The sequence below is a fragment of the Streptomyces sp. DH37 genome, assembly GCF_029813835.1.
Lineage (GTDB): Bacteria > Actinomycetota > Actinomycetes > Streptomycetales > Streptomycetaceae > Streptomyces.
Map to the genome: position 1 here is coordinate 1 of NZ_JARVKV010000003.1, position 22277 is coordinate 22277.

General features: G+C 74.8%; 25 protein-coding genes. 10 read left to right on the forward strand and 15 right to left on the reverse strand.

The annotated features are described in order from the left end of the window. Positions 1 to 41: 41 nt before the first annotated feature. From QC029_RS02100 to QC029_RS02140, 9 genes are all read right to left on the reverse strand, one after another. Positions 42 to 605 carry a bacterial proteasome activator family protein gene (locus QC029_RS02100; RefSeq protein WP_279553563.1) on the reverse strand — a complete coding sequence of 188 codons (564 nt, stop codon included), beginning with the start codon at positions 603 to 605 and terminating at the stop codon, positions 42 to 44. A gap of 101 nt (positions 606 to 706) precedes the next feature. Then, the gene (locus QC029_RS02105) at positions 707 to 1432 is read right to left on the reverse strand and encodes a hypothetical protein (RefSeq protein WP_279553564.1); all 726 of its coding nucleotides are present in this window, start codon (positions 1430 to 1432) and stop codon (positions 707 to 709) included. A 65-nt stretch (positions 1433 to 1497) separates the two neighbouring features. After that, complete coding sequence (locus tag QC029_RS02110; RefSeq protein WP_279553565.1) at positions 1498 to 2487, reverse strand: NAD(P)H-quinone oxidoreductase; 990 nt, start codon at positions 2485 to 2487, stop codon at positions 1498 to 1500. A gap of 10 nt (positions 2488 to 2497) precedes the next feature. Then, complete coding sequence (locus QC029_RS02115) at positions 2498 to 3559, reverse strand: TrkA family potassium uptake protein (RefSeq protein ID WP_279553566.1); 1062 nt, start codon at positions 3557 to 3559, stop codon at positions 2498 to 2500. A gap of 4 nt (positions 3560 to 3563) precedes the next feature. Further along, positions 3564 to 4934, reverse strand: a complete 1371-nt coding sequence (locus QC029_RS02120) for a molybdopterin molybdotransferase MoeA (RefSeq protein ID WP_279553567.1) — start codon at positions 4932 to 4934, stop codon at positions 3564 to 3566. After that, a complete protein-coding gene (locus QC029_RS02125; RefSeq protein WP_279553568.1) occupies positions 4931 to 5881 on the reverse strand; it encodes a DUF6457 domain-containing protein in 951 nt (316 codons plus the stop codon). Before QC029_RS02125 ends, QC029_RS02120 begins: the two co-directional genes overlap by 4 nt. A 34-nt stretch (positions 5882 to 5915) precedes the next feature. After that, complete coding sequence (locus QC029_RS02130; protein WP_279553569.1) at positions 5916 to 7319, reverse strand: dihydrolipoamide acetyltransferase family protein; 1404 nt, start codon at positions 7317 to 7319, stop codon at positions 5916 to 5918. Beyond that, positions 7319 to 8413, reverse strand: a complete 1095-nt coding sequence (locus tag QC029_RS02135; protein WP_279553570.1) for an alpha-ketoacid dehydrogenase subunit beta — start codon at positions 8411 to 8413, stop codon at positions 7319 to 7321. Before QC029_RS02135 ends, QC029_RS02130 begins: the two co-directional genes overlap by 1 nt. Then, on the reverse strand, positions 8410 to 9552 hold the full coding sequence (locus tag QC029_RS02140; protein ID WP_279553571.1) for a thiamine pyrophosphate-dependent dehydrogenase E1 component subunit alpha: 1143 nt from the start codon (positions 9550 to 9552) through the stop codon (positions 8410 to 8412). The genes QC029_RS02135 and QC029_RS02140 overlap by 4 nt, the downstream gene beginning before the upstream one ends. Before the next feature lie 178 nt (positions 9553 to 9730). On the opposite strand from QC029_RS02140, the gene QC029_RS02145 reads away from it, so the two are divergent. Then, a complete protein-coding gene (locus QC029_RS02145; RefSeq protein WP_279553572.1) occupies positions 9731 to 10231 on the forward strand; it encodes an Lrp/AsnC family transcriptional regulator in 501 nt (166 codons plus the stop codon). A gap of 90 nt (positions 10232 to 10321) precedes the next feature. Here QC029_RS02145 and QC029_RS02150 read toward each other — a convergent pair whose 3' ends face one another. Beyond that, complete coding sequence (locus tag QC029_RS02150) at positions 10322 to 10954, reverse strand: TetR/AcrR family transcriptional regulator (protein WP_279553573.1); 633 nt, start codon at positions 10952 to 10954, stop codon at positions 10322 to 10324. Positions 10955 to 11134: 180 nt separating this feature from the next. Between QC029_RS02150 and paaN the strand changes: the two genes are divergently transcribed. Next, the gene (gene paaN, locus QC029_RS02155) at positions 11135 to 12847 is read left to right on the forward strand and encodes a phenylacetic acid degradation protein PaaN (protein ID WP_279553574.1); all 1713 of its coding nucleotides are present in this window, start codon (positions 11135 to 11137) and stop codon (positions 12845 to 12847) included. 36 nt (positions 12848 to 12883) lie between these two features. Here paaN and QC029_RS02160 read toward each other — a convergent pair whose 3' ends face one another. Beyond that, positions 12884 to 13429, reverse strand: coding sequence for a CGNR zinc finger domain-containing protein (locus tag QC029_RS02160; RefSeq protein ID WP_279553575.1), 546 nt, complete (start codon positions 13427 to 13429; stop codon positions 12884 to 12886). A gap of 131 nt (positions 13430 to 13560) precedes the next feature. Here QC029_RS02160 and QC029_RS02165 point away from each other — a divergent pair, with 131 nt between their 5' ends. Both QC029_RS02165 and QC029_RS02170 read left to right on the forward strand, forming a co-directional pair. Then, positions 13561 to 14037, forward strand: coding sequence for a VOC family protein (locus QC029_RS02165; RefSeq protein WP_279553576.1), 477 nt, complete (start codon positions 13561 to 13563; stop codon positions 14035 to 14037). A 68-nt stretch (positions 14038 to 14105) separates the two neighbouring features. Beyond that, positions 14106 to 15065 carry a pyridoxamine 5'-phosphate oxidase family protein gene (locus tag QC029_RS02170; protein WP_279553577.1) on the forward strand — a complete coding sequence of 320 codons (960 nt, stop codon included), beginning with the start codon at positions 14106 to 14108 and terminating at the stop codon, positions 15063 to 15065. Between the two features lie 81 nt (positions 15066 to 15146). On the opposite strand, the gene QC029_RS02175 is transcribed toward QC029_RS02170, so the two are convergent. The 3 genes from QC029_RS02175 to QC029_RS02185 all read right to left on the reverse strand — a co-directional run bounded on the left by QC029_RS02175 (position 15147) and on the right by QC029_RS02185 (position 17829). Next, complete coding sequence (locus QC029_RS02175) at positions 15147 to 15818, reverse strand: TrmH family RNA methyltransferase (RefSeq protein ID WP_279553578.1); 672 nt, start codon at positions 15816 to 15818, stop codon at positions 15147 to 15149. Beyond that, a complete protein-coding gene (locus QC029_RS02180) occupies positions 15815 to 17071 on the reverse strand; it encodes an HTTM domain-containing protein (protein ID WP_279553751.1) in 1257 nt (418 codons plus the stop codon). The genes QC029_RS02175 and QC029_RS02180 overlap by 4 nt, the downstream gene beginning before the upstream one ends. 170 nt (positions 17072 to 17241) lie before the next feature. Then, entirely contained in the window at positions 17242 to 17829 is a 588-nt protein-coding gene (locus QC029_RS02185; RefSeq protein ID WP_279553579.1) for a DUF5819 family protein, read from the reverse strand. On the opposite strand from QC029_RS02185, the gene QC029_RS02190 reads away from it, so the two are divergent. From QC029_RS02190 to QC029_RS02215, 6 genes are all read left to right on the forward strand, one after another. After that, positions 17810 to 17998, forward strand: coding sequence for a hypothetical protein (locus tag QC029_RS02190; protein ID WP_279553580.1), 189 nt, complete (start codon positions 17810 to 17812; stop codon positions 17996 to 17998). The two genes, QC029_RS02185 and QC029_RS02190, sit on opposite strands and share 20 nt — an antisense overlap. A gap of 219 nt (positions 17999 to 18217) precedes the next feature. Beyond that, positions 18218 to 19216: a 1,2-phenylacetyl-CoA epoxidase subunit PaaA gene (paaA, locus tag QC029_RS02195; RefSeq protein WP_279553581.1), complete on the forward strand. Its 999-nt coding sequence runs from the start codon at positions 18218 to 18220 to the stop codon at positions 19214 to 19216. Next, on the forward strand, positions 19213 to 19500 hold the full coding sequence (gene paaB, locus QC029_RS02200) for a 1,2-phenylacetyl-CoA epoxidase subunit PaaB (protein WP_279553582.1): 288 nt from the start codon (positions 19213 to 19215) through the stop codon (positions 19498 to 19500). Before paaA ends, paaB begins: the two co-directional genes overlap by 4 nt. Next, the gene (gene paaC / locus QC029_RS02205; RefSeq protein WP_279553583.1) at positions 19497 to 20219 is read left to right on the forward strand and encodes a 1,2-phenylacetyl-CoA epoxidase subunit PaaC; all 723 of its coding nucleotides are present in this window, start codon (positions 19497 to 19499) and stop codon (positions 20217 to 20219) included. Before paaB ends, paaC begins: the two co-directional genes overlap by 4 nt. Continuing rightward, the gene (gene paaD, locus QC029_RS02210; RefSeq protein ID WP_279553584.1) at positions 20216 to 20734 is read left to right on the forward strand and encodes a 1,2-phenylacetyl-CoA epoxidase subunit PaaD; all 519 of its coding nucleotides are present in this window, start codon (positions 20216 to 20218) and stop codon (positions 20732 to 20734) included. Before paaC ends, paaD begins: the two co-directional genes overlap by 4 nt. Further along, positions 20731 to 21798, forward strand: a complete 1068-nt coding sequence (locus QC029_RS02215; protein ID WP_279553585.1) for a 2Fe-2S iron-sulfur cluster-binding protein — start codon at positions 20731 to 20733, stop codon at positions 21796 to 21798. Before paaD ends, QC029_RS02215 begins: the two co-directional genes overlap by 4 nt. Before the next feature lie 57 nt (positions 21799 to 21855). Here QC029_RS02215 and QC029_RS02220 read toward each other — a convergent pair whose 3' ends face one another. Continuing rightward, a complete protein-coding gene (locus QC029_RS02220; RefSeq protein ID WP_279553586.1) occupies positions 21856 to 22197 on the reverse strand; it encodes a rhodanese-like domain-containing protein in 342 nt (113 codons plus the stop codon). Between the last annotated feature and the right edge of the window lie 80 nt (positions 22198 to 22277).

Here is a 22277-nt window from a genome sequence, read left to right on the forward strand (position 1 = left end):
GCCCGCCTCGTCCAAGGGGTCCGGGACTGCCCGGAGGCAGCTCAGAGGTAGGGGCCGGAGCGGACCTGGCCGCGGCCCTCGCCGTCGTCGTCGGGCAGCACGCCCGCCGGGAGCGCCCGGCGCATCTGCTCGAGCTGGGCGCGGGCCGCCATCTGCTGGGCGAACAGCGCCGTCTGGATGCCGTGGAACAGGCCCTCCAGCCAGCCCACGAGCTGGGCCTGCGCGATGCGCAGCTCGGCCTCGGTGGGCACCGCGTCGTCGGTGAACGGCAGCGAGATCCGCTCCAGCTCCTCGATCAGCTCGGGCGCCAGGCCGTCCTCCAGCTCCTTGACCGAGCTGGCGTGGATCTCCTTGAGCCGGGCGCGGCTGGCCTCGTCCAGAGGAGCCGACTTGACCTCCTCCAGGAGCTGCTTGATCATGCTGCCGATCCGCATGACCTTCGCGGGCTGCTCGACCATCTCCGTCACGGGGACCTCGCGCGGCTCCTCCCCGGAGCCGCCGTCCCCGCCCTTCGGAGCGGCGGTGCCGCCGAGGGCCATCCCGTCCGGTCCGACGACCAGGACCTGCTGGCCCTCCTGCGAGCGTTCGTTCATCGGCTGTGTCATACCCCCCATTCTGCATCGCCCGTCCGGGCGTCCGCCGGGCGATCCCCCGGGGCGGTCCCGGAGGCCGTGCGGACACCGCCTCCGGGACGCCCCCGCGCCCCTCAGCGGCGCAGCCGCAGGGCGAACGACGCCAGGCCCAGGCCGAGGAAGGTCAGTCCGGCGCCGAGCGGCAGCACCGGCAGCAGCTGCCCGCCGGTGGCGGGCGTCGCGCGGCTCTCGCTGTACCTCCGGCCGCCCTCGCCGTCGTCGTAGACGTAGTCGTCGTACTGGCCGCCGGTGCCCGCGCGCTGGTCGCTGATCTGCTCGGTCCACCCCTGCGGGCTCTGCCGCGACGTGCCCGGCGGCTCGGCGGACGCTCCGTCGTCGGGGCCGTCGGGGTCGTCGCGGCCGTCGGGCTTCCGCTCTCCGCGGTCGTCCCCGCCGTCCCCGTCCCCGCCGGGGGCCGTGCCGGACGGCTCACCGGAGGGCTCGCCGGAGGTGGGCTCCGGCGTGGGCGTGGGATCCGGGCCGGGGGAGGAACCGCCGCCCGGCGGCCACGGCGGCAGGGAGGGCCACGAGGGGCGCGACGGCTCCTCCTCCGGGTCGTCCGGATCCCGCGGTTCGTCCGGGTCCCCGCTCTCCTCCGGGTCGCCCGGGTCGTCCGGGGAGGAGGTGGGGGAGGGCTTGCCCGGCTTCTCCGGCTTGTCCGATCTGGGCTCCACGCCCTCCCGCGCGCCGCCGGAAGCGGCCCCCACGGCCGCCGTCTGCTGGGAAGCCAGGGCGACCGGTGCCGGGACGAGCACCATCGCGCAGGCCAGCAGGGTGATCGCGGCTTCTCTCACCGCCAAGCCCCCTCCCGTACCAAGCATCCAATGGTGTAACAAGCGTCACACGAACGCGCGGGTCCGGCATCTCAGACGGTGAGAACGACCTTGCCCACGTGACCGCTCTCCTCGAGTACCCCGTGGGCCCGGGCGGCATTACTCATCGGCACGGTCCGGTCCACGACGGGCCGGACCCGCCCCGCCGCGATCAGCGGCCACACGTGCTCCCGCACCGCCGCGACGATCTCCGCCTTCTCGTCCAGGGGACGGCCGCGCAGGGAGGTGGCCGCGATCGTGCCGGACTTGGCGAGCAGCGCCCCCAGGTGCAGTTCGCCCCTGACCCCGCCCTGGAGGCCGATGACCACGATCCGGCCGCCCCGGGCGAGCGCCTTCACGTTCCGCTCCAGGTACTTGGCGCCCATGATGTCCAGGACCACGTCCGCGCCGCGTCCGCCGGTGGCCGCCCGGACCTCCTCGGCGAAGTCCTGCTCGCGGTAGTCGATCAGGACGTCCGCGCCCAGTTCGGCGCAGCGCGCCAGTTTCTCCGGACCGCCCGCGGTGACCGCCACCCGCGCGCCGACGGCCTTGGCGAGCTGGATCGCCATGGTGCCGATGCCGCTGGCCCCGCCGTGGACCAGCAGGGTCTCGCCGGGGCGCAGCTTCGCGAGCATGAAGACGTTCGACCACACCGTGCACGCGACCTCGGGGAGGGCCGCGGCGGCGACGGGGTCGAGCGGGCCGTCGGGGGTGTCGGGCAGCGGCAGGAGCTGGCCGTGCGGCACCGCGACCTTCTCGGCGTACCCGCCGCCCGCGAGCAGCGCGCACACCCGGTCGCCGACCCTCCAGCCGCCCACGCCGGACCCCAGCGCGGCGATCCGGCCCGCGCACTCCAGTCCGGGGTAGGGCGAGGCGCCGGGCGGCGGGTCGTAGAAGCCCTGCCGCTGGAGGACGTCGGCGCGGTTGACGGCGCTGGCCGCCACCTCCACCAGGACCTCGCCCTCGCCGGGCACGGGGTCGTCCACCTCGGTCCAGGCCAGGACGTCGGGGCCGCCGGGTTCGGTGATGGTGATCGCGTGCATGGGGGTGACGCTACCTCCGCGGGTTTTCCGAGGGGATGACGGTGGTGGAGGGCGAGGCGCGGCGGATGACGACGAGGCGGTCGGTCAGCTCCAGGACGGCCGCGTCCGGGTCGTCGTAGCCCAGCACCCGGTGGCCGCGCACCACGGAGACCACCAGGTCCTTGCACTCGCGCGGGGAGTGGCCGGCCTCCGCCTTGGTGACCGGGCGCTCGGTCAGGTTCAGGCCCGTGCCCTGGTGGATCAGGTCCTCCATGACCGCGCCCGCGCTCGGGCTGAGCATGGACATGCCGAGGAGGCGGCCGGCGGCACTGGCGCTGGTGATCACGGAGTCGGCGCCGGACTGCCGCAGCAGCGGCGCGTTCTCCTCCTCGCGCACCGCCGCGACGATGCGCAGGTTGCGGTTGAGCTGGCGGGCGGTGAGCGTCACCAGGACCGCGGTGTCGTCGCGCTGGGTGGAGATGACGACCTGGGCCGCGCGCTGGAGCTCCGCCTTCAGCAGGACGTCGCTGCGGGTCGCGTCGCCGACGACGCCGGTGTAGCCGTCGGCGTTCGCCGCCTCGACGACCTTGCGGCTCGGGTCGATTATCACGATCCGCTCCCGGGGGACCCCGGTCGAGATGAGCGTCTCGGCCGCGGAGCGGCCCTTCGTGCCGAAGCCGATGATGACGGTGTGATCGCGCAAGGAGGACCTCCAGCGGGCCAGGCGCCACTGCTGGCGCGTCCGCTCGGCCAGCACCTCCAGGGTGGTGCCGATCAGGATGATCAGGAACAGGACGCGCAGCGGGGTGATGACCAGGACGTTGACCAGCCGGGCGCTGTCGCTGGCCGGGGCGATGTCGCCGTAGCCGGTGGTGGAGAGGCTGACGGTGGTGTAGTAGAAGCAGTCCAGCAGGGAGACGTTGCCGTCCACGTTGTCGCTGTAGCCGTCGCGCTCGAGGTAGACCAGCATGGCCGTGGCGCACAGGACGGCCAGCGCCGCCAGCAGTCGCCGCAGCACCTGGCGCAGCGGCCCGGCGGCGGGCTCGGGGAGCTGCACGAAGTGCTGCAGCTCTTCGGGCGAGGTGTGATTCATTCCGTCACGCCCACGGGAGTCTCAGGAGGTGTACGCCGGCGCCGGTGGGGGCGCCGCCGGGCGGTACGACCGCGAGGGCGGTGGCCGTCGCGATGCCGCGGAGCATCGCGGGACCGCTGAAGCGCAGCGGCCGTACGCCCCTGCCATCCTGCACGACCGGGACCAGCCGGGTGTCACGGGGGTGGCCGTGGACCTCGCCGAGGAGGGGGGCGTCCGGCGGCCGGGGCGCCGGGCCGTCCCGGCCGTCGGACGGCTCCCCGGCGCCGGTGGCGGCCCGCAGCAGCGGTTCGGCGAGGGTGAGCAGCCCGGACACGGCCGCCAGCGGATTGCCGGGCAGCCCGACCAGGTGCGCCCCGGCGGGCAGCCTCGCCAGCAGCATCGGGTGGCCGGGGCGCACCCGCACCCCGTCGACCAGCAGCTCCGCCCCCAGGCGGCGCAGGGCGGGGTGGACGTGGTCGACGGGGCCGGCGGCCGTGCCCCCGGTGGTGACGACGAGGTCCGCGGTGGTCCCCGCCAGCGCGGCGTGCAGCGCCCCGGCGTCGTCGCCCAGGCGGCGGGTGGCGGTGACCTCGGCGCCCAGGGCCGCCAGCCAGGGGCCGACCATGGGGCCGAGCGCGTCGCGGACGCGGCCGCCCTCCGGAAGGCCGGAGGCCAGCAACTCGTCGCCCAGCACCAGGACTTCGGCGCGGGGGCGGCGTACGACCGGCAGTTCGTCCCAGCCCGCGGCGGCGGCGAGGCCGAGCACGGCGGGGGTGACCGGCGTACCGCCGGGCAGCAGGTGGTCGCCCGTCCCGCACTCCTGGCCGCGCGGGCGGATGTCGGCGCCGTGCTGGGGCGCCCTGGGGGCGCGCAGCCGCCGGTCGCGGACCTCGCCGTGCTCGGAGCGCAGTACGGCGGTGGTGCCGGGCGGGATGCGGGCGCCGGTGGCGATGCGGACGGCGTGGCCGTCCGGGAGCGGGGACGGGGAGTCGTCGCCGGCCAGGACGCCGTGGCAGCCGCCGGCGGGGCCGGCCAGCTCCCACGGGCCGGGGCCGGAGACGGCCCAGCCGTCCATGGCCGAGGTGTCGAACGCCGGCAGGTCGGTGAGCGCGGTCAGGGGGGCGGCGAGGCGGTGGCCGAGGGCCGCGTCCAGGGGCACGGCGGCGGTCTCGGGCCGCCGTCCGGCTCCGGCGCGGGCGGCGGCGGCGCGGGCGGCGGGCCAGTCGTGGTGCCGCGCCCGGTGGGCCGGGCGGTCGGGGCGGTCGGGGCCGGGGCTCCGGTCCTCCCGGCGGCCTTCACCGTGCCCGTCGCGGTGCCCGTCGCGGCGGCCCTCGCGGTGCCCGTCGCGGTGCCCGTTGGCCAGGGCGAGGGCGTCGGCCAGCTCGTCGCCGCTCATCCGGCGTTCGTCCCCTTGCCGCCGTCCGCGGTCCCCCCGCTCCTCCCGTCCCCCTCGGCTTCCGCAGCCTCCGCGGCCCAGCGCCGGGCCAGTCCGGCGGCCTTGCGGGCGGCCTCGGCGACGTCCTCGGGGGTGCCGCCCGCACGCGCCGCCGCGTATCCGACGAGGAAGGTCGTCAGCGGAGCGGCGGGCCGGGCCACGCCGTGGGCGGCATCCCGCGCGAGGTCGAGGAGGGCGGCGGTGTCGACGTCGAGGTCGATGCCGAGTTCGGCCTTGGCGGCGGTGATCCATTCGTTCAGCACACGTCCATGCTCCCTGATCCGGGAGCGGGCCGAGGCAAGATCCTCCCAGGTGTCGCAGTCGCGGGCCTCGTCGGGGCCGGCCGGGGCGACGCGGCGCAGCACGAGCTCGTCGGTGAGCAGCCGCAGGGGGAGGTTCGCCAGCCGCCCGTGCTCGGCGGCGAGCAGGGCCAGTTCGCGGCGGAGGGACTCGGCGCGGTAGGCGCCCAGGAGGGGCTGGGCGCGGCCGTCGTCCACGATCGCGCCGTCCACCCCGTCCGCTCCGTCCACCCCGTCCGCGCCGGTGCCGACGGCGCCGACTGCGCCGACTGCGCCGACTGCGCCGTCGAGAAGTGCCCGTACGGTGGCGGGCGTCAGGAACGGCAGGTCCGCGGAGAGCACCAGCACCGTCTCCCGCCCGGTGCGGCGCAGCCCGGCGTCGAGCGCGGCCAGCGGCCCGCCGCCGGACGGCTCCTCGCGCGTCCACTCCACCGGCCGGGCCGTCGGCCGCCGCGGGCCGACGACCACGGTCCGCGCCGCGTCCGCGCACGCGTCCAGCACCCGGTCGAGCAGCGACCGGCCCCCGACGGTGAGGGCCGGCTTGTCCGTCCCGCCGAGCCGGCGGGCGGCGCCGCCCGCGATGACGACGGCGTCGTACACGTGGGTCATGCCACGAGTATGGCCGTGCCGCCCGCCACGCCGGTTACAGAGTGCGCAGCAGGACGGCCGGTTGCTCGACGCAGTCGGCCACGTACCGCAGGAAGCCGCCCGCCGTACCGCCGTCGCACACCCGGTGGTCGAAGGTGCACGACAGCTGCACGACCTGGCGCACGGCCAGTTCGCCCTCGTGCACCCACGGCTTGGGGGTGATGCGGCCGACGCCGAGCATCGCCGCCTCGGGGTGGTTGATGATCGGCGTGGAGCCGTCCACCCCGAACACACCGTAGTTGTTGAGGGTGAAGGTGCCCCCGGTCACCTCGTCGAGCCTCAGCGTCCCCGCGCGGGCGGACTCGGTCAGCCGGGCGAGCTCCCCGGTGAGTTCGGTCGCGTTCCGGGTGTGGGCGTCGCGTACGACGGGGACGACGAGCCCGCGCTCGGTCTGCGCGGCGAAGCCCAGGTGGACCTCGGGCAGACGGACGATCTCGCGCGCCGCCGTGTCCACCGTCGCGTTCAGCTCGGGGAAGCGGGCGAGGGCGGCCGTGCAGATCCGGGCGAGGAGGGCGAGCAGGGAGATCTTGGACCCCGCGGCGTTCATCGCCCGCCGGGCGGCGAGCAGTTCGGTGGCGTCGGCGTCCACCCAGCAGGTGGCGTCGGGGACCTCGCGCCGGGAGGTGGAGAGCTTCTCGGCGACCGCGCCGCGCAGCCCGCGCAGCGGGATCCGCTCGCCGCGCGCGGCGCCGGCCGCGGCGGGGGCGGGTGCGGCGGGTGCGGTCGCGGCGGAGGCGGGGGACGGCGCGGCCCCGGCCGCCGCCACCGCACGGTCGACGTCGGCGCGCAGGATCAGGCCCCGCGGGCCGGAACCGGAGATCCGCCGCAGGTCGATGCCGTGCTCCCGCGCGAGCCGCCGCACCAGCGGCGAGATCACGGGGACGGGGCCGTCGGCGGGCCGGGCCTCCACGGGCGCGGCGGGAGCCGGGGCCGCCGGAGCCGGGGCCACCGGGGCGGCGGGCGCGGGAGCGGACGCGACGGGCACGCCGTTCGCCGGGCGGACCCGGCGGCGGCGGGCCGCGGGGGCACCCGTGCCGTACCCCACCAGCACGTTCCCGGACTTCTCCGGGGCGCCGGCCGGTCCGTCGGCCGGGGAGCCGGACCGCTCCCCGCGCCCCGCGCCGCCGGCCGCGGCGCCGAACTCGCCGGCGGACGCGCCGACGGCCACCGTGACCAGGGGCGCGCCGACGGGGACCTCGGCGCCCTCCTCACCGAACCGCGCGGTGACCACACCGCCGTACGGGCACGGCACCTCGACCATCGCCTTGGCCGTCTCGACCTCCACGACCGGCTGGTCGACGGCGACGACGTCGCCGACGGAGACCAGCCAGCGGACGATCTCGGCCTCCGTCAGCCCCTCCCCCAGGTCGGGCAGGGTGAACTCGCGGACCTCGGCCATCAGCGGCCACTCCTCTCGGGCGCTCCCGGCCGGCCGGACGCCTCGGGCCGCTCGGTCCACTCCGCCTCCCACTGGAGCCGGGCGACGGCGTCCAGCACCCGGTCCACGCCGGGCAGGTGGTGGCGCTCCAGCATCGGCGGCGGGTAGGGGATGTCGAACCCGGCCACACGCAGCACCGGCGCCTCCAGGTGGTGGAAGCAGCGCTCGGTGATCCGGGCGGCGATCTCGCCGCCCGGGCCGCCGAAGCCGCTGGACTCGTGGACGACCACGGCCCGCCCGGTGCGCCGCACCGAGGCGCAGACGGTCTCGTCGTCGAAGGGCACCAGGGAGCGCAGGTCGACGACCTCCAGGTCCCAGCCCTCCTCGCGGGCGGCCTCGGCGGCCTCCAGGCAGACGGGCACCGACGGCCCGTAGGTGATCAGCGTCGCGGACGTGCCGGTGCGGCGGACCCGGGCGCGGCCGATGGGCTCGACGGCCTCCGGCTCCTCGGGCGACCAGTCGGCCTTCGACCAGTACAGCCGCTTGGGCTCGAGGAAGACCACCGGGTCGTCGGAGGCGATGGCGGCCCGCAGCAGCCCGTAGGCGTCGGCCACGGTCGCCGGGGTCACCACGTGGAGGCCGGGGGTGGCCATGTAGTAGGCCTCGGAGGAGTCGCTGTGGTGCTCCACGCCGCCGATCCCGCCGCCGTAGGGCACACGGATCGTGACGGGCAGCGGCATCTTCCCGCGCGTGCGGTTGCGCATCTTGGCGACATGGCTGAGGAGCTGCTCGAACGCCGGGTAGGCGAAGGCGTCGAACTGCATCTCCACCACCGGCCGCAGCCCGTACATCGCCATGCCGACGGCCGTGCCCAGGATGCCGGCCTCGGCCAGCGGGGTGTCGGTGCAGCGGTCCTCGCCGAACTCCTTCGTCAGTCCGTCGGTGACGCGGAAGACGCCGCCGAGCGTGCCGACGTCCTCGCCGAGCACGTGCACGGCCGGATCCTCGGCCATGGCGTCGCGCATCGCGCGGTTGAGGGCCTGGGCCATGGTGGCCGGCTTGCGGGCGGAGCGGGCGGTCCCGTCCGCGCTCCGCCCGGTGGTCGCGGTCGTCATCGCCCACCCTCCGCTGCGTTCTCGGCGTTCTCGGCGTCCAGCTCGGCGCGCAGCTGCGCGGCCTGCTCCCCGAGCTGCGTGGTCTTCTCCGCGTAGACGTGGTCGAAGAGGTCCATCGGGTCGAGCACCGGGTCCCCGTTCATCGCCTCGCGCAGCCGCGCGGCCATCTCCTCGGCCTCGTCGTGCGCCCCGTCCCGCGTCGCGTCGTCGAACAGGCCGCGTTCGGTCAGCTCGCGCTCCAGCAGCGCCACGGGGTCGTGTTCCAGCCATGCCCCGACCTCGTCGTCGCCGCGGTAGCGGGTGGCGTCGTCGGCGTTGGTGTGGGCGTCGATCCGGTAGGTGACGGCCTCCACGAGGGTGGGGCCCTCGCCCCGCCGGGCGCGCTCGACGGCCTCGGAGAGCACCCGGTGGACGGCCGCGGCGTCGTTGCCGTCCACCAGCCGGCCGGGGACGCCGTAGCCGACGGCCTTGTGGGCCAGTGAGGGCGCGGCGGTCTGCTTGGCCAGCGGGACGGAGATCGCGAAGCCGTTGTTCTGCACGAGGAAGACGGTCGGGGTGCGCCAGACGGCGGCGAAGTTCAGGGCCTCGTGGAAGTCGCCCTCGCTGGTGCCGCCGTCGCCGACCATCGCCAGCGCCACGACGTCGTCGCCCTTGAGGCGGGCGGCGTGGGCGAGCCCGACGGCGTGCGGCAGGTGGGTGGCCAGCGGGGTGGACAGCGGGGCGACGCGGTGCTCGTACGGGTCGTAGCCGGTGTGCCAGTCGCCGCGCAGCAGTCCGAGGGCCTCGGCCGGGTCCATGCCGCGGGCGACGGCGGCGAGGGTGTCGCGGTAGCTGGGGAAGAGCCAGTCGTGCTCCCGGAGCACGAGGGCGGCGGCCACCTCGCACGCCTCCTGCCCGGTGGAGGAGGGGTAGACGGCGAGCCGGCCCTGCTTGGTGAGCGCGGTGGCCTGCCGGTTGTAGCGGCGGCCCCGCACCAGGTGCGCGTACAGCGTCCTGAGCAGCCCGGGATCGAGGTCGGCGCCGGTGCCCAGCAGCCGGTACGGCTCGGAGTCCGGCAGCAGCGGCACGGGGTCCGTGCGCGGCTGCCAGGCGGGCGGCGGCGCGGGGCGGTAGGCGCCTGGCTGCTCCAGGACGGTCATGTCGAGCACCTCCGGGTAGGGGGCATCGGCGGGCAGGGGCCGCGCTGGTTCGGCGCGCCCCCTACCGATTGTTCGGTCGTCGGCGCATTTTGGCTACGGGTGGCATCGCCCTGTGGACAAACGGTTCTGCGCGGCGTGGGATGTCGGCAGGACGTCCATGGAGGGGAGGCGGCAGGCCATGCCGGAAGAACAGATGGCCCCCGAGGCGCCGGAAGGCGACCACCGGCCGGCGGCCAGACCGCTCGACCCGGTCGACCGGTCCATCCTGCGGATGCTGCAACTGGACGGACGGGCGTCGATACGGTCGGTGGCCGAGCGGGTGCACGTGTCGCGGGCCAACGCGTACGCCCGGATCAACCGCCTCGTCGAGGACGGGGTGATCCGCGGCTTCACGGCCCGGGTGGACCACGAGCGCGCGGGCCAGGGCGCCTCGGCCTACATCACGCTGAAGATCGTGCAGAACTCCTGGCGCACGGTGCGCGAGAAGCTCCAGGCGCTGCCGGGCGCCGCGCACATCGCGCTGGTCAGCGGCGACTTCGACGTGCTCCTGCTGGTGCACACCGCCGACAACCGGGCGCTGCGGGAGCTGGTGCTCACCCGCATACAGGCGATGCCGGAGGTGCTGAGCACCCGCACGCTGCTGGTCTTCGAGGAGACCGATCTCGAACCGGAGCCGTGAGCCCGGACCGGACCGACCGGACCGACCGGGCCTCGCGCACCTCGCGGACCGCCCGGACTTCCCGGACCGGCCGGACCGCCCGCTCGCCGCCTACTGCTTGCGCAGCCCCTCGAAGGCGAGCCTCACCACCGCGTCGGCGACCCGCTCGCGGTCCACGGCGTCCCCGGGCTGCGGGCGGTACCACTCCACGATGGAGTTGATCATTCCGAAGAGCAGCCGGGTGGCCAGCCGGGCGTCGAGGTCGGTGCGGAGGTCGCCCTCGGCGGCGGCGGCCTTCAGCAGCCCGGCCACCCGGTGGTCGAACTCGCGGCGGCGCTCCATCGCCCAGCGCTCGGTGCGGGTGTTGCCGCGCACCCGCAGCAGCAGGGTGACGTAGGGCAGCTCGGCCATCAGCACGTCGGCGGTACGGCGGGTGACGTGCTCCAGCCGCTCGATCGCCCGCCCCCGGCCGGCGTCCGGCTCGTCCAGGATCGCGAAGAGGCCGTCGAGCGCGCGGGCTATGGCCCGGTGCAGCAGCTCCTCCTTGCCCCGCACGTGGTGGTAGATGGACGACTTGGAGATCCCCGCCGCGCGGGAGAGGTGCTCCATCGAAGTGCCGTCGTACCCGCGTTCGTTGAACACCCCCACGGCCACCGCGAGGAGCGATTCGGGCGTGTAGGTGTCGCGCCCCGGTGACCTGGCCGGCGACTTGGCCGGCGATCCGGCCGACGGCTTGACTGGCATGGTCCCGATGTTATCCACAGGCGGCCTGCCCCTCTTGCCCCGACCGATCGTTCGGTAGCAGTATCTACCTGTCCGTCCGTCCGCGCACGGTCCGCCCGCGCACGCCGCCCGCACGGTCCGCCCGGGCCCCGTCCGCACGGCACACCGCCGCCCGCCCGCTCGACGAGGAGTTGGTCCCCGATGGCCGCCGCACCCACCCAGGCCCCGCCGCTGACCCCGGCGCGGCTCGCGGAGAAGCACCGCCCGACACTGGACCGGGCGCTGGAGGCGATCCGCTCCAGGGACTACTGGTCCCCCTACCCGGAGCACCCCAAGGCCTACGGCGAGGAGCACGGCTCGCTCGGCGCCGCCGAGGGGAAGGCCGCGTTCGACGCGCTGCTCGGCCGCCGCTTCGAACTGGACCAGCCCGGCACGGACGGCTGGGTGGGGGGCGAGGTCTCGCCGTACGGCGTCGAGCTGGGCGTGGAGTACCCGCACGCCGACGTGGAGGCGCTGCTGCCCGCGATGCGCGCCGCGCTGCCCGCCTGGCGGGACGCGGGCCCGGAGGTCCGGGCGCTGGTGTGCCTGGAGATCCTGGCCCGGATCAACGCGCGCACCCACGAGTTCGCCCACGCGGTGATGCACACCAGCGGACAGGCGTACCTGATGGCGATGCAGGCCGGCGGCCCGCACGCCCAGGACCGCGGTCTGGAGGCGGTGGCGTACGCCTACGCCGAGCAGGCCCGCACCCCGGGTTCGGCGCGGTGGACCAAGCCCCAGGGCAAGCGGGACCCGCTGGAGCTGGTCAAGGAGTTCACACCGGTGCCGCGCGGGATCTCGCTGGTGATCGGCTGCAACACCTTCCCCACCTGGAACGGCTACCCGGGTCTGTTCGCCTCCCTCGCCACGGGCAACCCGGTGCTGGTCAAGCCGCACCCGCGCGCGGTCCTGCCGCTGGCGTTGACGGTGCGGGTGGCCCGCGAGGTCCTGGCCGAGGCGGGCTTCGACCCGAACGCGGTGGCGCTGGCCGCCGAGCGGGACGGCAAGGGCATCGCCAAGGAGCTGGCCGTCCGGCCCGAGGTCCGGATCATCGACTACACGGGCTCGACCGCCTTCGGCGACTGGCTGGAGGCCAACGCCCGCCAGGCCCAGGTCTTCACCGAGAAGGCCGGCGTCAACACGATCGTCGTCGACTCCACCGACGACTACCGGGGCATGCTGGGCAACCTGGCCTTCTCCCTCTCCCTCTACAGCGGCCAGATGTGCACCACCCCGCAGAACCTCCTGATCCCGCGCGACGGCATCGACACGGACGCGGGCCACCGGTCCTACGACGAGTTCGTCGCCGACCTGGCGGGCGCGGTGGACAAGCTGCTGGGCGACGACCAGCGGGCGGTGGCGCTGCTGGGCGCCATCGTCAACCCCGGGGTGCGCGAGCGGTTGGAGGGCGCGGCGGAGCTGGGCGAGGTCGCCCTCGCCTCCCGCGCGGTGGAGCACCCGGAGTTCCCCGGCGCCACGGTCCGCACCCCGGCGATCGTCAAGCTGGACGGGGCGAAGCCGGAGTCGGAGCGGGCCTGCATGGCGGAGTGCTTCGGCCCGGTCTCCTTCGCGGTCGCCGTGGACTCCACGGCCGACGCGGTCGAGCTGCTGCGCCGCACCGTCCGGGAGAAGGGCGCGATGACGGTCGGGGCGTACACCACCTCGCCGGAGGTGGAGCGGCTGGTCGAGGAGGCCTGCCTGGAGGAGTGCGCGCAGCTCTCGCTGAACCTGACCGGCGGGGTGTACGTCAACCAGACCGCGGCGTTCTCCGACTTCCACGGCTCCGGCGGCAATCCGGCGGCCAACGCGGCGCTGTGCGACGGGGCGTTCGTGGCGAGCCGCTTCCGCACGGTGGAGGTGCGCAGGCCGGCGTAGCGCTGCGGGCTGCGGACCGGGGTCCCGCGCCCCGGTTCACTCCCGGCTTCTGGCGTAGTGCCGGGACGCCTTGGCCCGGTTCCCGCAGACCGCCATCGAGCACCAGCGCCGCCTGCGGTTCTGCGAGGTGTCGAAGAAGTGCAGCACGCACTTCGGATGCGCGCAGCGGCGGATGCGGGCCGGGTCCAGGCGCAGCAGCCGCAGATAGTCGTCGACGGCCAGCCAGGCCGCCAGCCAGGCCGCGTCGTCGGTCTCGGGCTCGTCACAGGGTCCGTCGGGTGTCATCACCCGGCGGACCCTTCCGTGTGCCAGGACCTCGTTGAGGCCCTCCCGTACGGCCTCCGGATGGGCGATGGGGTCCGCCGCGGCGGCGGCCAGCACCTCGCGCGCCCGCCGGACGGCGGCCAGCGCCGCCCCGTCGGCCGTACAGCGTCCGGCCAGCCCCGCCGACGCCAGCCAGACCGCGAGGCCGTCGACTCCGGTGAGCAGGTCCCGCTCCGATCCCCCCTCCACCCAGCGGGTGTTGAGCAGGTCAAGGGAGAGCGGTTCACCGATCAGGGGGCGCGGGTCCTCGGCAGGCATGCCCCCATCCTAGCTCTCTAACCCTTATGGATATTCACAGCGGTTGACAGTCGGCATGTCTAACTTTTACGTTCACTTCCAACGGTTAGCCCGGACCGACCGGGCGGCCACCGACGGAAGAGGGAACAGCCATGTCCACCGCGACCGGCACGACCACCGCCCCGGCCTCCCTGCGCACCGGCCACATCGGCCTGAACGTCACCGACCTCGACCGCTCCCTCGCCTTCTACCGGCGGCTCCTCGGCTTCGAGGTCGCCCACGAGGGGCACGACGGCGACCGGCGCTGGGCCTTCCTCGCCCGCGACGGACAGCTGATGGTCACCCTCTGGCAGCAGAGCGCCGGGGACTTCGAGACCGGCCGCCCCGGCCTGCACCACCTGTCGTTCCAGGTGGACACGGTCGAGGAGGTGCGGGCCGCCGAGGCCGCCCTGCGCGAGATGGGCGCCGCGTTCGCGTACGACGGCGTCGTCCCCCACGGCGAGGGCGCCGCCTCCGGCGGGATCTTCTTCACCGACCCGGACGGCATCCGGCTGGAGATCTACTCCCCCTCCGGTGCCGACACCGCGCCCGCCCCCAGCGGCGCCGCACCCACCTGCGGCTTCTTCTAGACAGCGGCTCGGACGGCGGGCTCGGACAGCGGAACGAACGGCGAGAACGGACGAGGGAGGACACCGCGATGAACACCGCGATGACGACACCGGCGACCGAGGGGGCGGCCGTCTACCACCCCGGCGAGCGCGCCGTGCAGCGGCGGGCGGGCGTCACCGACCGGGCCGACCACGTGGGCCGGAGCATCCGCGCCACGGTCCCGCCCGTCGCGGCGGAGTTCCTTGCCGGGCGCCGCATGCTCGTCCTGGGCGGGGCGGACGGCGGGGGCCGGGTGTGGGCGTCCCCGCTGACCGGCCCGCCCGGATTCGCGGCGGCTCCGGACGAGCGGACCGTCACCACCGGCGTACGGCCGCGCCCCGGCGACCCGCTGGCCGAGGCGCTGGCCGCGGGCCCGGTGCGCGTCGGCGCGATCGCCGTCGAGCCGGCCACCCGCCGCCGGATGCGGTTCAACGGCACCGCGCGCCCCGACGGCGCGGGGCTGCGGATCACCACCGAGCAGGTGTACTCGAACTGCCCGAAGTACATCCAGCGCCGCACCGTCACGGAGGAGGACCCGCCGCCGGGGGACGGCGGGTCCTCCTCCCCGGTGCGCGGGGACGCGCTCGACGGCCGGCAGCGCGCGCTGGTCGCCTCGGCCGACACCTTCTTCGTCGCGACGGCCGCGGCGGACGGCTCGGCCGACGCCTCGCACCGGGGCGGCAATCCGGGCTTCGTGCGGGTGACGGCACCGGACCGGCTGTGGTGGCCGGACTACGCGGGCAACTCGATGTACATGACGCTCGGCAACCTCGAACAGAACCCGTCGGCCGGGCTCCTCTTCCCCGACTGGTCCACCGGCGGGTTCCTCCGTCTCACCGGCGAGGCCCGCGTGGACTGGTCCCCGGAGCGCTCGGCCGCCGTTCCCGGCGCCCAGCGGATCGTGGACTTCACGGTCACCGGCGTGGTCGAGTCCGCCGGCGGGTCCGGGCCGCGCTGGGGCGCCCCGGAGTTCTCCCCGGCCAACCCGCCCGTGGCGCACGGGGCCTGAGGGCGCGGGCGCAGGCTCGGCGCGGTGCGGTGGCGGTGCGGGCGGCGCCGGGACCACCGGATGCCGCGACCGGGGCGGGCGTCAGCCGATGTCGGCGTGGGCGCGGATCCAGGCGTGCATGGCGATGGCCGCCGCCGCGCCCGCGTTGATGGAACGGGTGGAGCCGAACTGGGCGATGGAGCAGACGCGTTCGGCGTGCTTCCACGCCTCGTCCGTCAGCCCCGGCCCCTCCTGGCCGAAGAGCAGCACGCAGCGGCGGGGCAGTTCGGTGGTCTCCAGCGGGACCGCGCCGGGGAGGTTGTCGATGCCGATGACCGGCAACCCCTCGGCACGCGCCCGGTCGGCGAGGGAGGCCACGTCGGGATGGTGGGTCACGTGCTGGTAGCGGTCGGTGACCATCGCGCCGCGCCGGTTCCAGCGGCGCTTTCCGACGATGTGGATCTCCTTGGCCAGGAAGGCGTTGGCGGTGCGCACGACGCTGCCGATGTTGAAGTCGTGGTTCCAGTTCTCCACCGCGACATGGAAGTCGTGCCGCCGGGTGTCGAGGTCGGCGACGATCGCCTCGCGCCTCCAGTAGCGGTAGCGGTCCACGACGTTGCGCCGGTCGCCGTGGGCCAGCAGCTCCGGGTCGTACCGCCCGTCCGAGGGCCACGGCCGGGGGTGGGGGCCGACCCCCACCTCCGTGCCGTAGCCCTCGTCGTACTGCGCGGGCTCGTTCCCCACCGCCCGGTCCTCCGTCTCGCCGTCGTTCACCCCACGAGGGTACGCGCGGGGCCGTCGGCTCCGGCCGGCTCCGCCGGCTCCCCCGCCCGCTCCGGCTCGCGCGGGCGCCCGCGGCGCAGCCGTCCCGCGGCCCGCGACGCCCTGGCGCCGACCCAAACCAGGAAGACCGTCGGCAGGAAGACCGCGTCGGCGGCGATCATCGCGAGCGAGAAGAACGGCAGTCCGAGGACGACGGCGATGGAGGCGTGCTCCAGCATCATCACGGCGAGCAGCACGTTCTTCACCCGGCGGTTGAAGAGGGTGAAGGGGAAGGCGACCTGGACGATCACCGTGCCGTAGCTGATCAGCATGATCATCAGACCGCTGCTCCCCAGTACCTCGGCGAGGGCGGGCCAGGGCGCGAAGTAGTCCAGGTGCAGGGGGTAGTAGACGGCGGTGCCGTCCTGCCAGCGCGAACCCTGGATCTTGTACCAGCCGGCGGTCGCGTAGATCAGGCAGACCTCGGCCATGATCACCAGCAGGGCGGCGTTGTGGGTGAGGTTGCCGAGGACGTCCATCAGACGGCGGGCGGTCTCCCTCCACCCCGCCTCCCCGCCGGCGGGCCGGGTGACGTACCACCACAGCCCGTACACCAGCCACAGGCCCCACAGGACGGTCGCCCAGCCGATGTAGAGCACCGGGCCGTCGTCGCCGAACCAGCTCAGCCGGCCGCCCGTGGTGGCCGCCAGCAGGACGGCGCCGAGCACCGACCACAGCGCGATGCCCACCATGTCGGTGCCCTCGGCGCCCGCGGCACCCGTGGCCCCGGAACGCCGGGCGCGGCGGGCGTCGAGCGACCAGACCCGGCCGCAGCGGGTGAACACCAGGTACATCGCCATCAGGTGGATGACGTTGTCGCCGCCGTCGCCCATGAAGACGCTGCGGTTCTGCAGCGACAGCACGCCGATCATGAACAGGACCGACATGGTCCTGGTCCGCCAGCCGACCAGCAGGGCGGCGCTGGAGAGCACCGCGAGGGCGTAGACGATCTCGAACCAGACCGCGCTGTCGGACCACAGCAGCACCGTGAAGGCGTTGTTGTTCGCTATCAGCCGCTCGGCCAGCTCCCAGCTCCACGGGCCGTCCGGTCCGTACAGCTCGCGCCGGTGGGGCCACTCGAAGAGCAGGAAGCCCAGCCAGGTGAGGGAGAAGCCGATCCGGACGACCGCGCTCTGGTACGGGCCCAGCGCCCGGTCGCTGACCCGGACGATGCCGCGCACGACCGCATCGTCGATCCCCGACAGCAGCCGCCGCGACCACGACCGGGCCGACGGGGGAGGCTGCGCGGGGGCCTCTTCCCCGGACGGCCGGGCTCCGGACGGCCGGCCCTCGGACAGTCGGTCCCCGGACAGTCGGTCCCCGGGCGGCCGGGCTCCGGGGACGGCCGGGGCGGGGGAGTCGTTCTCGGACTGCATCACGCGCCCTCCGGGACGTCCGTGCGGTCGACCGGCCACCAGGGCAGCACCCGGTAGGTGGTCTCGGTGCCGAAGCTCTCGCCGCTCCACGGCGGCGGCGCGACCGGCGTGGTCGCCGACCGCACCTGCACGCGCCTGACCTCGCCGCCGTTCAGCTCGGAGCCGAAGCGCGACATCACGATCCGGCGCAGGTACTCCTCGGAGAGGTCGCCGCGCAGCCCGGTGGACCGGTTCTCCGCGTCGTGCGAGCCGGTGAAGAAGTCCCAGGCGCGGCGGAGCTCGTTCTGGTCGGTGTGGCTGGGGAAGGGGTTGCCCCGGATGTTCTCCGTGTCCATGGCCGTCAGGTCCACCCAGCCGGTCCGCTCGGTGGAGCCGTCCGGCCGGGCCACCTCGGCGCGGGCGTGGACGGCGATGTTCTGCTGGAGCGGGTTGGGGGCGAACAGCTTCCAGTTCTGCTCGAACTCCGGGTTGATGTAGTCCGAGACCGTCGAGCCGTACCGCTTGCTGACGGTGTTGGCCGGGGCGACGTGCAGGAAGACCATCGCCAGGTGGACGGCGACGAGCACGGTGACGACCCCCAGCGCCACCGCGACGACGATCCGCGCCGCGGGCGGCAGCGACATCACCCCCGGCGCGCCCTCCGGCACCCTCTCCGACGCCGCTTCCGACGCCGGAGACGACACCGCTTCCGACGCCGGGGGCGACACTCCCTCCGGCACCTCCTCCGACGCCGCCGGGGACGGCGGCGTCCCCTGACGGGTCCGTGCTTGTGGATCCATGCCCTCCCCGATCTCGGGCCCGGTACCGGGCCCGCCCTCACGATCCCCGCGTCGCCGGTCGCGCTCCCCGTGGCCGCCTCGGTCCGGTGCGGCCCTACGAGGTTATCCACAGCCTTGACACCTTGGGGCCCCGACGACCACCATTGAACCGAACGATCGGTCGGTTGGTTCCTCGCCTGGAGCAAGGGAGCTGTGCATGACGACGCTGCTGCCGGAGACGGACCAGGGCGGAGGCCCGGAGGCGTACGAGAGGGCGTTCGACGCGGCGGTCGCCGCGGACGAGCGGATCGAGCCGCGCGACTGGATGCCCGACGCCTACCGCGCGACGCTGGTGCGCCAGATAGCGCAGCACGCCCACTCCGAGATCATCGGCATGCAGCCGGAGGCCAACTGGATCACGCGGGCGCCCTCGCTGCGCCGCAAGGCGATCCTGATGGCCAAGGTGCAGGACGAGGCGGGGCACGGGCTGTACCTCTACAGCGCCGCGGAGACGCTCGGCGTCAGCCGCGACGAGCTGCTGGACAAGCTGCACTCCGGACGCCAGAAGTACTCCTCCATCTTCAACTACCCCACCCTGACCTGGGCCGACGTCGGCGCGATCGGCTGGCTGGTGGACGGCGCGGCCATCACCAACCAGGTGCCGCTGTGCCGCTGCTCCTACGGGCCGTACGCGCGGGCCATGGTCCGCGTCTGCAAGGAGGAGTCCTTCCACCAGCGCCAGGGGTACGAGCTGCTGCTCGCGCTCAGCCGGGGCACCGAGGCCCAGCACGCGATGGCGCAGGACGCCGTGAACCGCTGGTGGTGGCCGTCGCTGATGATGTTCGGCCCGCCCGACGACGCGTCGAAGCACTCCGCGCAGTCCATGGCCTGGAAGATCAAGCGGCACTCCAACGACGAGCTGCGCCAGCGCTTCGTGGACATCTGCGTCCCGCAGGCCGAGTCCCTCGGCCTGACCCTGCCCGACCCGGAGCTGCGGTGGAACGAGGAGCGCGGGCACTACGACTTCGGGCCGATCGACTGGTCCGAGTTCCACGAGGTGCTGCGCGGCAACGGCCCCTGCAACGAGCAGCGGCTGAGCCGGCGGCGCCGCGCCCACGAGGAGGGCGCCTGGGTGCGCGAGGCCGCGGCGGCGTACGCCCGCAGGCACGCGGACGGGCACGGGGAGCGGGACCGCGACGGAAGGGCGACGGCATGACCACCAGCGAATGGCCCCTGTGGGAGGTCTTCGTCCGCAGCAGGCGCGGCCTGTCCCACACCCACGCCGGGAGCCTGCACGCGCCCGACGCCGAGATGGCCCTGCGCAACGCGCGGGACCTGTACACCCGGCGGTCGGAGGGCGTCTCGATCTGGGTGGTGCCGTCGTCCGCGATCACCGCCTCCTCACCCGACGAGAAGGACCCCTTCTTCGAGCCCGCCGCCGACAAGCCGTACCGGCACCCCACCTTCTACGAGGTCCCCGAGGGGGTGCGGCACCTGTGAGCGCCCCGCGCACGGCCGTACTGGCCCTCGGAGACGACGCGCTGGTCCTCTCCCACCGCCTGGGCGAGTGGGCCGGGCACGCACCCGTCCTGGAGGAGGAGGTCGCCCTCGCCAACATCGCGCTGGACCTCCTCGGCCAGGCCCGCGTCCTGCTGTCGATGGCCGGCGACGAGGACGAGCTGGCGTACCTCCGCGAGGAGCGGGCCTTCACCAACGTGCAGCTCGTGGAGCAGCCGAACGGCGACTTCGCCCACACCATCGCCCGCCAGCTGTACTTCTCCACCTACCAGGAGCTGCTGTACGAGCGGCTGGCCGGCGGCGGCACCGGTGACGCCGGACTGGCCGCGCTGGCCGCCAAGGCGGTCAAGGAGGTCGCCTACCACCGCGACCACGCCGAGCACTGGACGCTGCGCCTGGGCGACGGCACCGACGTCAGCCACGCGCGCATGCGGAGCGCGCTGGACGGGCTGTGGCGCCACACCGGCGAGCTGTTCCGGCCGGTGGAGGGCCTGGACGTCGACTGGGACGGGCTGCGCGAGGAGTGGACGCGGCGCGTCACCGCCGTGCTGGAGCGCGCGACCCTCACCGTCCCCGAGGGGCCCCAGAGCAGCCCCTGGGCCGCCGGTGCCGGGCGGCAGGGCATCCACACCGAGCCGTTCGGCCGGATGCTCGCCGAGATGCAGCACCTGCACCGCAGCCACCCGGGGGCGTCGTGGTGACGCCCCCCGCGGAGACGACGGCGCTGGAGGCGGAGCTGCGCGAGATCGCGGGCTCCGTCCCGGATCCGGAGCTGCCGGTGGTGTCCCTGGCCGAGCTGGGCGTACTGCGCGGCCTGCACGTCCTCGCGCCGGGCCGGGTGGAGGTCGAACTGACCCCGACCTACACCGGCTGCCCGGCGGTGGAGGCGATGTCCGCCGACGTCGAACGGGCGCTGCGCGAGCACGGCGTGGCGGAGGTGACGGTCCGCACGGTCCTCTCCCCGCCCTGGACGACGGACGCGATCACCGCCGAGGGACGCCGCAAGCTGGCCGAGTTCGGGATCGCCCCGCCCCGCCCGGGCCGGGGCGCCTCCGCGGACGGCGGCCCGGTCGCGGTGGACCTGGCCATCCGCTGCCCCCACTGCGGTTCGGCCGACACCACTCTGCTCAGCCGCTTCTCCTCCACCGCCTGCAAGGCACTGCGCCGCTGCGCCTCCTGCCGGGAGCCGTTCGACCACTTCAAGGAGCTGACATGAGGTTCCACCCGCTCCGGGTGCGCGAGGTCGAGCGGCTCACGGACGACGCGGCGGCCGTGACGTTCGAGGTGCCGCCCGAGCTGCACGACGCCTTCCGCCACGTCCCCGGCCAGCACGTCACCCTGCGCCGCGAGGTGGACGGCGTGGAGGTGCGCCGCACGTACTCCATCTGCTCCCCCGCCGTTCCGGCGCCCGCCGAGCCGGTGCTGAAGGTCGGCATCCGGCTGGTGGAGGGCGGCGCGTTCTCCACCTACGCCCTCAAGGAGCTGTCCGCCGGGGACACGGTCGACGTGATGCCCCCGATGGGCCGCTTCACGCTGCGCCCGCGCCCGGGGCGCTTCGCGGCGATCGTCGGCGGCAGCGGCATCACACCGGTGCTGTCCATCGCCGCCACCCTGCTGGCCGAGCAGCCCGACGCCCGGTTCTGCCTGGTCCGCACCGACCGCACCGCGGCGTCGGCGATGTTCCTGGAGGAGGTCGCCGAGCTGAAGGACCGCCACCCCGACCGCTTCCACCTGGTGCACACGCTCTCCCGCGAGGAGCGCCAGGCGGGCCTGCCCACCGGGCGGCTCGACGCCGGGCGCCTCGTCGACCTGCTGCCCGCCCTGCTGCCGGTGGCCGACGTCGACGGCTGGTTCCTGTGCGGGCCGCACGGACTGGTCCGGGGCGCGGAGAGCGCGCTGACCGCGCTCGGGGTGCCCGCCTCCGCGATCCACCAGGAGATCTTCCACGTGGACGACGCCTCCCCGGACGCGGGGGAGCGGACCGGCCGCCGCACCGCGCCCGGCGGCTCGAAGCTCACCGCCACGCTCGACGGCCGGATGGGCGTCTGGCCGGCCGGCGGCGGCGAGACGCTGCTGGAGACGGTGCTGCGCAACCGCTCCGACGCCCCGTACGCCTGCAAGGGCGGGGTGTGCGGCACCTGCCGCGTGAAGCTGGTCTCCGGCGAGGTGAGCATGGACCGCAACTTCGCCCTGGAGCCGGAGGAGGTCTCGGCGGGGTACGTGCTGGCCTGCCAGTCACGGCCGGTCACCGAGGCCGTCGAGGTGGACTTCGACGCCTGACGCGCCCGCGGGGCTCCCGCACACCCCCCACGGCCGGCGCACCGACCGCGCCGGACCTCACACCACGTGGGCGGGCCCCTGCCCGTCGTTCACCAGCGGCCTCCCGGCCGCCTCCCAGGCCAGCATGCCGCCGTCGACGTTCACCGCGTCCACGCCCTGCCCCAGCAGGTACCGGGCGACCTGCGCCGACCGGCCGCCGACCCGGCAGACCACGTACACCCGCCGGTCGGCGGCCTTCTCGGCCACCTCGCCGAACCGTTCCACGAACTCGCTCATCGGCACGTGCAGGGCCTCCTCGGCGTGCCCGGCCGCCCACTCGTCGTCCTCCCGGACGTCCAGCAGGAGACCGTCCGACGGCACCGCCGCGGCGTCCACCGACGGAAGTCGGCCGTACTGCATCAGGTCACGCCCCTCTCACCGGCACCGGCCCTCCGGCACCGTCTCGCACACTCGGCACACTCCGGCCGCCGAACGGATCG

Bases quoted from the DNA above. Each gene is read 5' to 3' on its own strand.
- paaN (WP_279553574.1), top strand. From the start codon at position 11,135: ATGGCCGCCGCACCCACCCAGGCCCCGCCGCTGACCCCGGCGCGGCTC.
- QC029_RS02115 (WP_279553566.1), bottom strand. From the start codon at position 3,559: ATGAATCACACCTCGCCCGAAGAGCTGCAGCACTTCGTGCAGCTCCCC.
- QC029_RS02135 (WP_279553570.1), bottom strand. From the start codon at position 8,413: ATGACGACCGCGACCACCGGGCGGAGCGCGGACGGGACCGCCCGCTCC.
- QC029_RS02130 (WP_279553569.1), bottom strand. From the start codon at position 7,319: ATGGCCGAGGTCCGCGAGTTCACCCTGCCCGACCTGGGGGAGGGGCTG.
- QC029_RS02150 (WP_279553573.1), bottom strand. From the start codon at position 10,954: ATGCCAGTCAAGCCGTCGGCCGGATCGCCGGCCAAGTCGCCGGCCAGG.
- QC029_RS02165 (WP_279553576.1), top strand. From the start codon at position 13,561: ATGTCCACCGCGACCGGCACGACCACCGCCCCGGCCTCCCTGCGCACC.
- QC029_RS02120 (WP_279553567.1), bottom strand. From the start codon at position 4,934: ATGAGCGGCGACGAGCTGGCCGACGCCCTCGCCCTGGCCAACGGGCAC.
- paaB (WP_279553582.1), top strand. From the start codon at position 19,213: ATGACCACCAGCGAATGGCCCCTGTGGGAGGTCTTCGTCCGCAGCAGG.
- QC029_RS02170 (WP_279553577.1), top strand. From the start codon at position 14,106: ATGAACACCGCGATGACGACACCGGCGACCGAGGGGGCGGCCGTCTAC.
- paaA (WP_279553581.1), top strand. From the start codon at position 18,218: ATGACGACGCTGCTGCCGGAGACGGACCAGGGCGGAGGCCCGGAGGCG.
- QC029_RS02220 (WP_279553586.1), bottom strand. From the start codon at position 22,197: ATGCAGTACGGCCGACTTCCGTCGGTGGACGCCGCGGCGGTGCCGTCG.
- QC029_RS02145 (WP_279553572.1), top strand. From the start codon at position 9,731: ATGCCGGAAGAACAGATGGCCCCCGAGGCGCCGGAAGGCGACCACCGG.
- QC029_RS02215 (WP_279553585.1), top strand. From the start codon at position 20,731: ATGAGGTTCCACCCGCTCCGGGTGCGCGAGGTCGAGCGGCTCACGGAC.
- QC029_RS02110 (WP_279553565.1), bottom strand. From the start codon at position 2,487: ATGCACGCGATCACCATCACCGAACCCGGCGGCCCCGACGTCCTGGCC.
- QC029_RS02100 (WP_279553563.1), bottom strand. From the start codon at position 605: ATGACACAGCCGATGAACGAACGCTCGCAGGAGGGCCAGCAGGTCCTG.
- QC029_RS02140 (WP_279553571.1), bottom strand. From the start codon at position 9,552: ATGACCGTCCTGGAGCAGCCAGGCGCCTACCGCCCCGCGCCGCCGCCC.
- QC029_RS02125 (WP_279553568.1), bottom strand. From the start codon at position 5,881: ATGACCCACGTGTACGACGCCGTCGTCATCGCGGGCGGCGCCGCCCGC.
- QC029_RS02160 (WP_279553575.1), bottom strand. From the start codon at position 13,429: ATGCCTGCCGAGGACCCGCGCCCCCTGATCGGTGAACCGCTCTCCCTT.